This window comes from Pseudoalteromonas sp. CO109Y, assembly GCF_004208935.1.
GTDB lineage: Bacteria > Pseudomonadota > Gammaproteobacteria > Enterobacterales > Alteromonadaceae > Pseudoalteromonas > Pseudoalteromonas shioyasakiensis.
Genome location: NZ_SGPD01000042.1, coordinates 313,941 through 328,580, shown reverse-complemented (window position 1 = coordinate 328,580; position 14,640 = coordinate 313,941). Strand labels below are relative to the sequence as shown.

The following is a 14,640-nucleotide window of genomic DNA, read 5'->3' as shown; positions in this document are numbered from 1 at the left end:
AGATTTTTATTAGTCGACTTTATGATTATATCAATTGGCTATAAAAGCAGATCTAGGCGACCTGCTTATAAAAATACACCGTTGCGTCAAATTCACCGGAGGAACTTTTCGCAAAACCAGGAATCGTGCCAGCTTCAATGTAATCGAGTTTTCGATACAAATATGAAGCAGTGTCACCTTGGCGGGTATCAAGTACGAGTAATTGAATTCCTAAGATACGGGCGTCGGTTTCTAGGCTATTCATCAATTGTTTTGCAATTCCTTTGCCTTGATATTCGCTGTGTACCATGAGCTTTTCTACCTCGCCGCGGTGAGCGCCATTGGCTTTAGCGCACAAAGAAAGCTGCACTGAGCCAATCACCGTATCACCATCAAGGGCAAGGTAAAGCCTACGGTAAGGCGTTGCTAAATCGCCATCGACCCCTTGCCAGTAGTCATGTGCTGACTGTAATGATAGCGGAGCTATAAAGCCGATTGATGCGCCACTGGCAACGCTATCAATCAGTAAACTATTGAGTGATTTAGACACCCCTTTAATAGAGTGTACTGCTTTAATTTTCATTATTTATTCTTGTTGAAATGGATACACAGAGCCTAAGTTAAGTAAGCTAGTTAACTCATCAAGTGCCTGGTAGCTTTCGGTTAAAAGCATTGGATCGGCAAAGTCGTCGCTACTTAACGAGTCACGGTAATGCTTATTAGCCCAGCTCACTAATTGGTTATATTTTTCTTCGCTGAATCGCACACCCGGATTGACCGCTGCGAGTTCGTCAGTATTGAGCGCAACACGCAAGCGTAAACAAGCAGGGCCACCGCCATTTTGCATGCTTTGGCGCAAGTCAAAAAAGCGCACTTGCTGAACTGGGTTGTCAGCCAAAATCATTTCTTGAATGTAATCGTGAACAGCTTGATTACGCTGACATTCTTTAGGTGTAACCAGCATCATGCTGTCATCACTTAAGGTAATTAATTGGCTATTAAATAAATAGCTGCCTACAGCATCTGTAATGCTCACTTTATTTGTTGGCACTTCAATAATATGGAGTGGCTTGTTGCCAATATAAGCTTGTTTAATTTGTTTTAACGTATCAGCTTGATGCAAAAACGCTTGTTCGTGGCATAGAAGTACATTGCCATTGGCCACTGCGATTACATCGTTATGAAAGACACCTTGGTCTATCACATCAGGGTTTTGCTGAATAAATAACTGATTTTCTGGCTTTAGCTGATGTAAACGGGCAATTGCTTGCGAAGCTTCAAGAGATTGTCTTGCAGGAAATTTAACGGGCTTTGGCAAGGCGCTATTAAAACTACTTGCACCATAAACAAAGATCTCAAGCCCTGAATCTGCATGACTATCGCATAATCGATTATGATTTGCGGCGCCTTCATCACCAAAAAAACCTTGATCAGGCAAGTGCGCATGATGGCTAAAGTAACGCTCATCGTTAAACATGGCTTTTAATAAAGCCGTAGTTGTAACGGGCTCTAGCGAGCGGTGAAATTTGTTATTTAAGTTAGCAGCCGTAAAGTGCACTTTGCCATCAAGCGTATCGACTGAAGGCGAAATAGTGCCAGCATTGGCTGTCCACATGGCCGATGCACTGTAACAAGCTCGCAGTAAAACAGGGTCGGCTTTAAATGCTTTTTCAATAATTTGACTATCGCTGCCTGTAAAGCCTAAACGCTTTAACACATTAATGTCGGGGCGAGCATGGGGTGCAAAAATACCTTGTTCTAGCCCTAACTCGTGCATTGCCTTCATTTTTTCAAGGCCTTGTAGCACGGCCTCTTTGGGGTTCGAATGCGAAGAGGCGTGACTTAGTGAAGCGACATTGCCATACGATAATCCCGCGTAATTGTGAGTAGGCCCCACTAAGCCATCAAAGTTTACTTCTACTGCGTGCATACTTAATCCATCATTATTGTGCATGTATTTTAACCATACAGAAGTTATTTAGCTGAAGCTAGCTAACTCCATTTCTACATTACGTAGACTTTGTTGAAGGCGCTTCTGAGTGGCAATTAAATACGCTTTTTGTTTGTTCTGTTTAACTTGTTGCTGTCGTGCGGCTTTGTATAACACACGCTTAGGAATGTCGTACTGCTCAGACGCTTCAGTGATTGTCAGTTGATGAACCGAAATTTTTTTAAGCGCTTCAATAAATGCGGGGTCATTATTTAACATAGCGACGCTCCAAATCAGCGACATTATGCGGATCGTTTGCTTCATGCATATGCCATGTGCTGATGTCTAATCGCCAAAGTAGATAAAGAGTGTGAAAGAAGTTAGTCACGTTAGTCTCCTTGTTAGTGCCAGTTCATACTCACTATTGGAAGATCTGTGCCAAACCTTTATTAAATTTAAATGCATTAAAAATCAATTGGTTAATGTTAGGCGGTAAGGGCGTCCCTGATATCAGGCACTAAAATAGTGAAAGGCAAGTGTTGTAATGCACTTTAATGATGCGTGTTATTATTGTTGAGTGAGAAAATAAGCGATGTGAAATCGCTGCTACATGCTCGCACCTCGTATCTCGTAACTTGAATCTTAATTTTTTGTTTCGCGCGCCAAGCAAGCGTGACGCCTACAGGTAGTACCGGCTTTATGCCGCAACATGGTTGAGGTAGGAGGATACGAGAATAAAACGCGATGTGAAATCGTTGCTACAAGCTGGCACTTCGCTTCTCGTATCTCGCACCTCGTATCTCGCACCTCGTATCTCGTAACTTGAATCTTAATTTTTGTTTCGCGCGCCAAGCAAGCGTGACGCCTACGGGTAGCAGCGGCTTTATGCCGCGTTATTGGTGAGGTAGGAGCGATTCGAGAATGAAACGCGATGTAAAATCGCTGCTACAAGCTCGTATCTATTTCTCGTAGGAATGACTTTAGTCATGAATAATTAACCACTACACAAAAGTAAAACCTTGGACGTAGGCGTGAAACTTGTTTCGCGCGCCAAGCAAGCGTGACGCCTACAGGTAGCAGCGGCTTTATGCCGCGATATTGGTGAGGTAGGGGCGATACGAGAATAAAACGCTATGTAAAATCGCTGCTACATGCTCGCACCTCGCTTCTCGAAACTTTACTCTCGAAACTTTACTCTCGCTAACTTTCCTCTCGTAGCTTTAATCTCGCTAACTTTCCCCTCGCAACTCGTTACTCAAACCCTTCCAACACAAGCTTTCCGCGAGCTTTATGAGATTCTAAAATTCTATGGGCTTTAATAAGATTTGCTACGTTTATCTTACCTAAATGCTCACCCAATGTTGTTTTGATTGTGCCGCTATCAACTAAGGTCGAGAGCTCAGAAAGAAGCTGATGCTGGGCAATCATATCATCGGTTTGGAACATTGAGCGGGTATACATAAACTCCCAATGCAACGAAATACTTTTACGCTTTAACTTTAAAATATCAAAGCTTGCAGGGTCGTCGATCAGTGCCAATTTACCTTGTGGCTTGATCACTTCCATAATGCTATCTAGATGTTGGTCGGTGTGCGTTAAGCTCACTACGTAATCAAATTCACTCAGGTCGGCCGCAAGACGTTGCTCGTTAAGGTTTTTGCTATGATCAAGCACATGATCAACACCTAAATCTTTAAGCCAGTTGGCGCTTTCTTCTCGTGCGGCGGTACCAACTACGGTTAAATTGGTAAGCTGTTTGGCAAGCTGCACTAAAATTGAGCCTACACCACCTGCGGCACCTATCACTAATACAGAGGCTGGCTTATTGTTCTTAGATTTTTCAATTTGTAAACGGTCAAACAATAACTCCCACGCAGTAATACTGGTTAAGGGCAGGGCGGCTGCTTCACTATTACTAAGGCTTGTTGGTGCAAGACCAACAATGCGCTCATCAACAAGTTGCAGCTCAGCATTACTACCTTGGCGCGTTAAGTCGCCAGCATAAAACACACGATCACCGATATTAAATAACGAAACCTTGTCGCCAACAGCTTTAACGGTTCCCACTGCATCCCAGCCAATAACTTTGTAGCCAGTGTCTGGTGACAAATTAGCGCGAATTTTAGTATCAACAGGGTTTACTGAAATTGCTTCTACGGCTACAAGAATGTCGTGACCTGTGGCAACGGGATCAGGTAATTCAATCGCTTGTAGTGATGAGTCCGATAACGTTGGGGTTGCTGTTGTGTATCCAAATGCTTTCATGATGGTGTCCGTATTGATGAGTTTTGAACACTATAGCGCATCTTGTTTTATTAAAAAGCGGTGTAATCCAAATTCACTTTCAAATAATTTTTGTTAATTGAGGTCACTATTTACTAAATCGAGTAATTCAATCAGTTGCAGTGCTTGTTGTTCGTTAATGCTTGGGAAGCGACAACGAATTTGCGACGGTATATCGGCAGCTTGATCTTGCATCGCCTTGCCTTTGGCTTCGAGCTGCACGAGTCGTTTGCGTTTATCTTGGCTATCTTTGGTGATCGACAACAATGCTTTATCGCTCATTTTTTTCAAAATTTGCGTCATCGCACCCCCATCAATGGCAGTTTTTTCAAGTAATTCAGCAATGCTGATCTGATCTTTTTCCCACAGCGCCATCATCACTACGTATTGCGGGTAGGTTAAATCTAATTGATTGAGAGAATCTCGATACGCACGGGCAATCCCATTCGATGCCATATATAAGCGATGGCATAGCTGGTTATCTAATTTTAGTTGTGGGTATTTCATACTCGATCCTCAAAATTCAATACGAGTATTTTAATTTGCATGCAAAGTATTTGCAATCACGAAAAAGCTGATCTAATATATTTTGCATGCAAAATATATTTTCACTCAATTAGGAGAGTAATCATGAAAGAACTACAAAGCGTCGCATACACAGCAAAAGCAACAGCAACAGGTGGCCGTGAAGGCACAGCAAAATCAGATGATGGTCGTTTAGATGTGGCACTATCAACTCCTAAGGGGTTAGGTGGTGATGATGGTCAAGGTACAAACCCTGAGCAATTATTTGCTGCAGGTTACGCGGCTTGTTTTATCGGTGCATTAAAGTTAGTGGCTGGCCAAGCAAAAGTTAAATTACCAGCTGATACTCATATTAACTCTGAAGTATCTATTGGTCCTATTGAAGGTGGTTTTGGTATTGCTGTTAAGCTTGCGGTATCGGTAGGTGATCTTGATAAAGACACCGCTCTTGCACTTGTTAATAAAGCGCACGAAGTATGCCCATACTCAAACGCTACACGCGGTAACATTGCTGTAGAGTTATCAGTTATCTAATCGCTATTTATCAAAATAGGCCGTGCTTTATGCACGGCTTTTTTGTTTTTCAGCAATCGATTTTGCTAAATCACCTGAACCCGTAAGCGCAGATACTAGGCCTTCGCGTGGTTCACTAAATTCTATTGGTTTTATCTTGCTTGCTCGGGCTGCATCGAATACCGGCACTTGGCTCATTGCATATTCCGACAATGCGGTAATGGTTAATGATGGGTTTACCCCTAAATTACCCGGTATGATTGAGCCGTCAATAACTCGTAGGTTTTGATAGCCGAACACTTCTCCGGAGCTATCAACTACGCCGTTAGAGGCATCAGTTCCCATGGCGACTCCACTCATTATATGCGCCGTCATCGGTGCTCCAAATAGCACTTCAGATAAGGCAGACCCCGGCACGCCACCGAGTTTTTCGGCGTAGAGTTTGGTTGCTTCTTCTGCTTTTGGAAAACTAACGCTAAGCGGCGTGTCATTGTCTTTTTGCACCGCAGTAATGCCGTTTTTAAATAAGCGATACCATTTACGTCGCCATTCTAGGTGAATAAACGCCTCGGATTTTTGCATCACCAAAAATAGAATCGAGCTGCGGGCTTTACCTTTTGGCCGCAATACTTTAGCTGTTTTTATTGGATGGCGCAGTGTATTCACTAAGAACTTAACAATACGCTTGAGGCCTTTTCCAGTCACCATAGGAACGTAAGGTAAATAAAGCCATGTGCCATCGGCGCCTTCTCTAAACCGGCAAATTTCAATATTGGTGTCTTTGTCGACCGAAATAAATGAGCTGATCGCAACGCCATCATCAACTTTTTTAGTAGTGTTGTTCGCGGTGGTGAGGGTTTCTGAATTAGTGCGAATTTGCTGACCAAGCCAAGCTGAAATATTGGGCAATGTTTTGTCTTTATCGCGCATTTTTAAAAGCAAAGGCACGGTGCCCATGACCCCTGCGCTTAGCACAACGCCACGTGTTGTTAGCGTATAAATATGGCTGTTGCGATGACTGGTATCTTTAATCTTAATTTTGTATCCGGCGCTGCCATCCGCATTGAGCGGGGTGATTTTGATTACTTCAGAGCTGGGTCTTATCTCTACGCCATTGCGTTCGGCAAAGTACAAATAGTTTTTCATCAAGGTGTTTTTGGCATTATGGCGACAACCAATCATGCAGCTACCACAGTAATGGCAGGTATTTCGCCTTGGACCATCGCCATTAAAGTATGGGTCGGGTAGCTCTTTGTTATAGGCTTCGCCGGGTTTTGCAAAAAGCACCCCGGTATTCACGGTTTTGAACGAGTCACCTTGACCCATCTGCTCTGCAATCTCTTTTAATGTGTGATCGGCAACATTGGTATAGGTATTTTTGGCACTGCCTAACATGCGCTGTGCAAGGCCATAGTAGGGCATTAGGCTTTCTTTCCAGTCTGATTTTATTCGTGTCCAGGCTGGAGATTGAAAGACCTCATCATCAGGAATAAGGTGCACATTGGCATAAATTTGTGAACCACCACCCACACCCACACCATGCAGCACAGTGACTTTGCTGGTAAACGAAAATTGAATGCAGCCTTTTAGGCCAATTTCTGGCTGCCACATATAGTTTTTGATATCTAGGTTGGTTTTTGGAAACTCTTTATCGTCGCGGCGTAGGCCTTTTTCGAGTACTAAAACTCGGTTGCCTTTTTCGCTTAGGCGAAGCGCACTCACAGAGCCGCCAAATCCAGAGCCTATAATAATTTGGTCAAAATCAAATGTGTGTTGCTGCATTATTATCACCTGTTGGTGTTTATTATTATGAATTTAATTTACTTAAAAAGGCTAAAAGCTTATCGGCAAACCTGCCGTAAGGCGGCATTAAAAATTTCACGCTCGAAAACTTGGCTTGATAAAACACCGGACGTAATTTTGAAAAGGTTAAAAAGCCTTCATAGCCATGGTAATGCCCCATACCACTGGCACCTACGCCACCAAAAGGTAAGTCGTGCTGACCGACATGAAACAGGGCATCGTTAACGCTTACACCCCCCGACATCACCTGCTCAATATAAAAGTTAATAAGCTGTTTGTTGTAGCTAAACGGGTAAAACGCTAAAGGTCTATCTCGCTCTGCAATATAATCAACGACCTGCTGCGAGTCTTGATAGGTTTTTACCATTAAAATAGGTCCAAAAGTCTCGCGGGTATCAATGCTCATACTGTCATTGCTGTTTAAAATTAATGTCAGAGGCAGTTTTCGCGTGTTGGCATCTGCCACTTGGTCGCTGAGAGTGATGACGTCAGCGCCAAGTTGTTTGGCTTCTTCAATACAGTTTGTAAGGCGTTTAAATGCGCGGTCATCAATAATGGCTGTGTAATCTTGGCTATTGATATCTGGCACATGTTTCTTCGCCCAGCGAGTTGCTGTATCGATAAATAGCGCAAGTTGAGACTGATGCACAAATACGTAATCAACATTGGTACAAATTTGCCCAGCGTTCATTTGCTTTACATACATGATGCGCTCAACAGCTTTTTGCATCGGGTAATCAGTAGCAATCACAGCAGGAGATTTACCTCCTAACTCAAGGGTTACAGGCGTTAGGTTTTGCGCCGCTGCAGCCATCACTTTTTTGCCGGTTTCACCTGAGCCTGTGAACATTAAATGATCAAAGGGAAGCTTTGAAAAGGCTATGCCTACTTCACCAGTCTCACAGTAAAATTGCAGCTTTTCGGGCTTAAAATAATTGCCCACTAGCTCGCCTAAAAGCGCGCTTAAATGCCGAGAGTTTTCAGACATTTTAACCATCGCCTTGTTACCTGCTGCAAATGCTGCGGCTAATTGACTAAAGGCTAAATTTATCGGGAAATTCCATGGCACAATTAACCCTACAACACCAAGCGGCTGGGGAATAACTCGGTTCTTTGCCCCTAAATACATACGGTGATCAACATGTCGCTTTTGCACTTTCATCCACTTTTTAAGGTGCTTTAAAGTGCTATTGATATCTGCACAGGCATTAATGATTTCGGCAAGTAAGGTTTCATGGCGAGAGCGATTACCATAGTCTTGATTAATGGCCTCGATAATACGTGCTTGGTTCTCAGTAATCATGGCTTTTAACGCAAGTAAGTGTTCACGTCTTTGCTGGTAGTTTTCAATACCTGCTGCTTTGGCATGGCTGCGCTGCGCAACTAAGTCGGCCATTAAAATGCTATCGATGCTTACTGGTTTTGTGGCAATGTTCATCTGTAAGTTCTGTTTGTCAGAGTTTGTTCTAGCATAAATAAATCGCTTGCAGTTGATTTGACTTTTTAGGACACTGAAATGACTCTTTAGGACAAAAGGCACACTGCGTGGAAAGTTTAATTCGCTCTTCTAGTTTAGCTGGGTTTGAGAATTTAGTGAGGCAATATGGTGTAAATCCAATTACTTTGTTGGAGAAAGCAGGTATTTTACCCGCACAGTTACGCGACCCAGACAGCTTTGTTGTTTACGCTCATTACCTTGAATTACTTGAGCTTGCTGCTCAAGCGTGTGATGAGCCATGTTTTGGCTTAAAGCTTGGCGCATCACAAAGTATGAGTACGGTAGGCTTGATTGGTGCTTACATGTCGCGCCAACCTACGATTCTTGATGCCCTTAATGTTGCCCAAAAATACATATACCTGCATGCTGAAGGTATTGTGCTAAACCTTGCCCTGCTTGGGCAAACGAGTTGTGAGGTACGTTTTGTCCGACTCTCTGACGAAAAACACGAGTTTGAGCAAAAATCTCAGTTGGCAGTGTGTTTGGTCAATAAAATATTAAAAGAATTAGTTGGCCCGAAATGGCGCGCCGATAAAGTGTGTTTACGGCAATCTGTGGCGGTGAAACAGCGGCCATTATTTAATAAAGTGCTTAATTGCGAGGTTGAGTTTAACAGTGACGTTGATGCGATTTACTTTTCAAGCGCATTTTTATCCTATAAACCCCAGCTCAATGATGCCATTTTAGACACCCTAATAGCCGACCAACTTGAGCTACAACGCCTTAATAAACTCCCCGATGAAATGCTGCAAATAGAAAGTGCGATGAAAATGTTGCTAGCAACCGGTGAGTGTAATAAAGAAAATACCGCGAAAAGTGTAGGGCTACACCCCAAAAAGCTGCAGCGAATATTAACTGAGCATAACACCAGTTATCGGCAATTGTTGGACGAAGTACGAAAGTCAGAGGCAATGCGGCTATTACAACAAAAGCATATCAATATGACCGACTTAGCACTGCGTTTAGGCTATGCGGAGCTGTCGATTTTTAGTCGTCGCTTTAAGTTATGGTTTGGTATGTCACCCACCGAATGGCAGCATAACTTGCGCTAACTTAACAAAGCAGCTTAATTACAGCAAAACTTCATACTTTTTTTCTAATTGTCCCTGTGTAGTCATGCAAATGGTCTAAACTATTAGCAAACCTACAATAAAAACAGGAAATGTCGATGCGGCAGTTAGCATTAGCGAAAAAGTTATTATGGCTTACGGTAGGCAGTATTTTTATTACTGTGTTTGTTTTATCAAGTGTTTTATGGTGGCAGCTGTCAAGCAGCAACCAGCAGTTAGCTGCGCAATCAGAAAAGTTGATTGTTGCAGAGGTGGAGGATAAACTCGCTTCAAATGCCGCCGCATATGGTGAACAAGTTGCTGGGTTTATTAATGAAGCGTACCGAGTGCCTTATTCATTTGCCGCTATCTTAGGTGACAACGATGCGGCAGCTACCTTAACCCGCGATGCTGTGGTTGAGTTGAATCGCTCTCTATTACAAAAAAATGATATTCTTTCATCTATCTACTCGCAATTTGAAGCAAATGCGTTTGATGGCCGTGATGCTAATTTTATCAGCGGGTATGATCATTCTGTAGCAGGCGTTGGCACACTAGAAATTTATTTCACGCGCAACCGAGACGGCGTAATTGAGCAACAAGTGGTTGACGATGTAGCTGAAAAATATGTGGATACGCTCAATGAATTTGGCCAGCGGGAAGCTGAGTGGTACTTGTGTGTAAAAGACACCAAAGTGCCTTGTATAATGGAGCCCTACTTATACGAAATCACCCCGGGTTACTCTGAAATGATGACCTCTCTAACTGTGCCCATTCTTCGTGATAACGAATTTATAGGTGTTGCTGGGGTTGATTTAACATTGCCTGTATTTCAAAGCATGACCGAAAAGCTCTCAAAAGAGCTGTATAACGGTAAAGCCCGCGTTACCTTGCTAAGTTCACTCGATTTAGTGGTTGGTAGTAGCCATTACAAAGATAAGCTAGGCAGACCGTTAAAAGAGGCGGTGACTAAAAGCATTTTAGACAATTACGTAAAAGCGAAAAAACAAAGTGGTGTATTTAAAGTTGGTGATGAGTATTTAGTTAACTACCCAATTAGCATTAAGCTTGCGAAAACACAGTGGAACTTATTGATTGAAGTACCCGCTGAGCTTGCCCTTGAAGGGCCGCATGCACTGGCAAATAGCATGAGTGAAAATGCCAATACACTAGGCGGTTTAATCTTGGTTACAGGTATTATTATTGCTGGTGCAGCCTTTGTTATCATGACCTTAGTGATCCGCACAATTGTGGCACCACTACAGCAAATTCAACAGCGCGTTGATAACCTTGCCAGTGCTGAAGGTGACTTAACTCAAACCTTGCATGTTGATACTCACGCTGAGCTAATCGCATTGGCAACTGGCTTTAATGCGTTTCTTGCTAAATTACGAGATTTAATTGGTGAGCTTAAAAATGTATCAACGCAAACCAAAGAGCAGGCCCACTTAGCAACTAGTGTTGCTGTTGATACTAAGCACAACGTTCAAGCGCAGTTCCAAGAGATTGAGAGTGTTGTGACCGCCATGAATGAAATGAGCGCAACAGCCCTTGAAGTGGCAAGAGCCTCAGAGCAGTCAGCGCAACAAGCTGATGAAATAAACAGCCTTGTGGTGAGCAGTGAATCGAGCTTGTCGTCTGCGGTTACCCAAGTTAAAACCATGTCAGATGAAATCAAAGAGGCCAATCAAGCGGTTGAAAAAGTCGCGGCTCGCAGTAACGACATTACACAAATTTTAGATGTGATCAGAACAATTGCAGAGCAAACTAACTTACTTGCACTGAATGCAGCAATTGAAGCGGCAAGGGCCGGTGAACAAGGCCGTGGCTTTGCGGTAGTGGCTGATGAAGTAAGGGCACTTGCTTCAAAAACACGTTCATCAACCGATGACATCAGTGGCCTAATCGACAGCTTACAGCTAGAAGTAGGTAACGCTTCTAAAGTAATTGAACAAGGTGTTGTGCGTGCACAAACCGCGGTAGATGAAACCTCCGTTGCATTTGATGCATTACACGAAGTTGTCGTCAAAGTGGACGAAATCACGCAGCAAATTACCCATATTGCAACGGCCGCAGAAGAGCAAAGCTCAGTCACAGAAGAGATAAACCGCAACCTGACGTTAATTTCAGATGCCGCATCGCAACTAGCTGAGTTATCTACCCAAGCCGGAGATGGTAGCCAAACCCTCAATGCGCTCGTTGCTCAACAGGATGATGAGTTGAATAAGTTAAAGACGAAATAGTTTTAAGGAACTAGGCGCTAGGAGCTAGGAGCTAGGCGCTAGGCGCTAGTTGCGAGATACGAGATACGAGGTTCGAGAAAAACGCGATGTAAAATCGCTGCTACATGCTCGCATCTCGTTACTCGTATCTAATACTTCGTTTCGCGCGCCAAGCAAGCGTGACGCCTACAAGGTAGCAGCGGCTTTATGCCGCGACAAAGGGTAAAAATATCGTTATGCGGTGAAGTAATCGGATCTGAAAATCGATTAAGGATGGTTATACATCGCTCGTAATTGTTAGATATTTATTTTTACCAAAAGTAACGTAATAAATGGGTAAAAATAGACCCGATAGTAAGTTCCTGCTCATAGTGTTTGAAACAGTTACTTTATTTGATTGAATATCTTTGACAGAAAGTTTAGGGCTAGAGCACCAATCAATGGAGAACCAGATAAATTCAGCGTCATCAGGTATTGTGTAGTTGGCTAAAGAGTTGGGTTTGACTTTGCCGATTTTTTTAGAGTCGGCCCATAAAGTGTAATCTCTAATTTTATCATGATATTGTTTTGGTCTGTTTACTTCAATTTCCATTTGAACCTCACAAGGATAGTAATTCCATTAAACTTAACGGGCTTATAGCTCGTTTTCTTCCATATCCATTGTATTTTTATCAGAGCCGTTAATTAATTACTAGTCGTATAGTGCAAAGAAACTTAAGCTCATGCTCGCATCTCGCATCTCGCATCTCGCATCTCGCATCTCGCATCTCGCATCTTTACTCTCGTCATGAATAATTAACCACCACACAAAAGTTAAACCCTTGGACGTAGGCGTGAAACTTGTTTCGCGCGCCAAGCCTACAGGTAGCAGCGGCTTTATGCCGCGTCATTGGTGAGGTAAGAGAAATACGCGATAAATACGCGATGTAAAATAGCTGTTACAGACTCGTACCTCGATTCTCGCACCTTGTCTCTCGTAACTTTACTCTCGTAACTAGCAACTCGTAACTCATTCTAACTACACTGCGCTTGATTACGGCCTTGGTTTTTGGCTTGGTACAATGCTTTATCGGCGCGTTTTAACATCGATTCTATATGCTGATCGCCTGCTTGTAAGGTGCTTACGCCAATACTCACGGTGAATTTAACGTGTTTGTTGTCGGCGATGATGTCTTGCTGTTCGATATCGGCTCTGATCTTTTCTGCGATTGCAAAGGCTGTGTGGTTATTTGCCATAGGTAAAAATAAGACAAATTCTTCACCACCAATGCGTCCCGCAATATCTGATGCTTTGCTATGTTGGATGAGCTTATGCGCTGTGGTTCGTATTACTTCATCGCCAGTAGCGTGGCCAAATTTATCGTTTATAGCTTTAAATTGGTCTAAATCTAGCAGTAAAAGAGAGCAGGTACATTGCGCGTCATGATATTTTGCAAACTGCTGATTAACCTTTTCGAAGAAGCCGCGACGATTATAAAGTTGTGTTAAATGATCTGTCACAGATAAGGCTAATGCTTCATGCTTAGCACGTTCTAGCTCATAGGTTCGTTCTTCTACTTTTTGTTCGAGCATGGTGGTCAGCTTTTGTTGTTCTTTCTTGCGTTGAATAAACACGGCTTGAATGAGTAATACCGCTGAAAGAGTAAATAAAAAGAAAAACTGCATAGTCACTTCTGCTGTTTTAGGATGATGATAATAAAAATAGCCCCAGCCTTGATTACTTCCGACCCAAGCTGCAAAAAACACCAACATATTCATGCAGCTGGTGGCAGTTGGTGATAACCGCGTAGCTGCATAAAGCAGCGGAAACAACAGTAATGCAGGTTGTAAAAATGGTAATGTCATGGTTGTGTATGCGGGGCCAAAAATAAAATAACACAACAAAACCACGGTCAAAGTAAGCAACAAAAGTTTAGAAAATTCACTAGGGGTGACCGGGTGCGGCCAATTTCGCCATAAAAAGTAAAGGGCAGGGGTGAACACAATTGCTGCTAAGGCATTGCTAATACTCCAATTTAATATGCCTACATACAAGCCATTAAACCACTCGATACCAACTAGTGAGTATATGCCCACACCGAAAAGCGCAGAAATCACGCCAATCGCAATGCAAGCAACAATAAACACTCTGGCTAAACTGGTGACGCTTGTCAGCAGTGTGTGTTGTTTAAGTTTTCGGTTAATTAGCCAAAATGCTGTTAAAGCAGCGAGAGTATTACCTGTGGTTGTTGCGGCATTTATTGCGATGTGTTTAAACGTGAATGGATTTAAGTCGCTAAGATAAAAGTAACAAAGCACAACTAAACAGGTGCCTGATGCAACGCCCAACCAGGCTTTACGACCAAATAACATCAAGCCTGCCAATGCGACTCCTGCTGGAGGCCATACCGCCAGTGTTTTTAACACTTGCATAGTAAACAAGCCAAACAGCAGATAAACAGAGCAAACAATGATATTAAATTGCCAAGGCTTGAGCTGTGTGTCCATACATCCCTTTATGTGCTTATGTAAGAAAGCCACCGACTGGCGAGTTAGCATTAATCAAACTACTAGTAAATTAGTATATTAGTAGTTAGGGAATAGGCAAATTCGATTAATTTAAAAGTAGTTTTTATAACACTGTTTGCTATTCATACAATTTATTAGACTAATAGTTAATGTGCTTAAAAAACAACCCAAAGCTTATTCTTTAAAAACGTTTTTTATAAGTAAGGCTATACATATCAATGTGTTAAGTTTGTTTTCTGATGCTCTCAACTTATTAAAAACACCTATTTTATAAATTCATACCCGACCTTTTGCCTAATCGTGTTTTGTATCTGACTGCTTTACCCTAAC

The 14,640-nt window shown here is 42.6% G+C and carries 12 protein-coding genes; 3 read left to right on the top strand and 9 right to left on the bottom strand.

Annotation, left to right across the window (positions count from 1 at the left end; all coding sequences use genetic code 11):
- Positions 1 to 52: 52 nt before the first annotated feature.
- From EXT43_RS19190 to EXT43_RS19170, 5 genes are all read right to left on the bottom strand, one after another.
- Positions 53 to 562 carry a GNAT family N-acetyltransferase gene (locus tag EXT43_RS19190; RefSeq protein WP_062565821.1) on the bottom strand — a complete coding sequence of 170 codons (510 nt, stop codon included), beginning with the start codon at positions 560 to 562 and terminating at the stop codon, positions 53 to 55.
- A gap of 3 nt (positions 563 to 565) precedes the next feature.
- On the bottom strand, positions 566 to 1,909 hold the full coding sequence (astB, locus tag EXT43_RS19185) for an N-succinylarginine dihydrolase (protein ID WP_062565820.1): 1,344 nt from the start codon (positions 1,907 to 1,909) through the stop codon (positions 566 to 568).
- A gap of 48 nt (positions 1,910 to 1,957) precedes the next feature.
- Positions 1,958 to 2,188 (bottom strand): helix-turn-helix domain-containing protein, encoded by a 231-nt coding sequence (locus EXT43_RS19180; RefSeq protein WP_054562555.1) that lies wholly within the window; start codon positions 2,186 to 2,188, stop codon positions 1,958 to 1,960.
- A 972-nt stretch (positions 2,189 to 3,160) separates the two neighbouring features.
- A complete protein-coding gene (locus tag EXT43_RS19175) occupies positions 3,161 to 4,174 on the bottom strand; it encodes a zinc-binding alcohol dehydrogenase family protein (RefSeq protein ID WP_062565819.1) in 1,014 nt (337 codons plus the stop codon).
- A 93-nt stretch (positions 4,175 to 4,267) separates the two neighbouring features.
- Positions 4,268 to 4,699: a MarR family transcriptional regulator gene (locus EXT43_RS19170; protein WP_055197371.1), complete on the bottom strand. Its 432-nt coding sequence runs from the start codon at positions 4,697 to 4,699 to the stop codon at positions 4,268 to 4,270.
- Between the two features lie 123 nt (positions 4,700 to 4,822).
- Here EXT43_RS19170 and EXT43_RS19165 point away from each other — a divergent pair, with 123 nt between their 5' ends.
- Complete coding sequence (locus EXT43_RS19165; RefSeq protein ID WP_054562552.1) at positions 4,823 to 5,251, top strand: organic hydroperoxide resistance protein; 429 nt, start codon at positions 4,823 to 4,825, stop codon at positions 5,249 to 5,251.
- Between the two features lie 27 nt (positions 5,252 to 5,278).
- Here EXT43_RS19165 and EXT43_RS19160 read toward each other — a convergent pair whose 3' ends face one another.
- Together EXT43_RS19160 and EXT43_RS19155 are read right to left on the bottom strand one after the other, a co-directional pair.
- Complete coding sequence (locus EXT43_RS19160; RefSeq protein WP_130167687.1) at positions 5,279 to 7,012, bottom strand: GMC family oxidoreductase; 1,734 nt, start codon at positions 7,010 to 7,012, stop codon at positions 5,279 to 5,281.
- Positions 7,013 to 7,037: 25 nt separating this feature from the next.
- On the bottom strand, positions 7,038 to 8,471 hold the full coding sequence (locus tag EXT43_RS19155) for a coniferyl aldehyde dehydrogenase (RefSeq protein WP_082710921.1): 1,434 nt from the start codon (positions 8,469 to 8,471) through the stop codon (positions 7,038 to 7,040).
- Positions 8,472 to 8,578: 107 nt separating this feature from the next.
- On the opposite strand from EXT43_RS19155, the gene EXT43_RS19150 reads away from it, so the two are divergent.
- Together EXT43_RS19150 and EXT43_RS19145 are read left to right on the top strand one after the other, a co-directional pair.
- Positions 8,579 to 9,583, top strand: a complete 1,005-nt coding sequence (locus EXT43_RS19150; protein ID WP_130167686.1) for an AraC family transcriptional regulator — start codon at positions 8,579 to 8,581, stop codon at positions 9,581 to 9,583.
- 116 nt (positions 9,584 to 9,699) lie between these two features.
- Positions 9,700 to 11,823 (top strand): methyl-accepting chemotaxis protein, encoded by a 2,124-nt coding sequence (locus EXT43_RS19145; RefSeq protein WP_062565817.1) that lies wholly within the window; start codon positions 9,700 to 9,702, stop codon positions 11,821 to 11,823.
- Positions 11,824 to 12,079: 256 nt separating this feature from the next.
- Here the strand turns inward: EXT43_RS19145 and EXT43_RS19140 are convergent, their stop codons facing one another.
- A complete protein-coding gene (locus EXT43_RS19140; RefSeq protein WP_062565816.1) occupies positions 12,080 to 12,394 on the bottom strand; it encodes a hypothetical protein in 315 nt (104 codons plus the stop codon).
- A gap of 422 nt (positions 12,395 to 12,816) precedes the next feature.
- Complete coding sequence (locus tag EXT43_RS19135; protein WP_165385123.1) at positions 12,817 to 14,289, bottom strand: diguanylate cyclase; 1,473 nt, start codon at positions 14,287 to 14,289, stop codon at positions 12,817 to 12,819.
- Positions 14,290 to 14,640 lie beyond the last annotated feature (351 nt).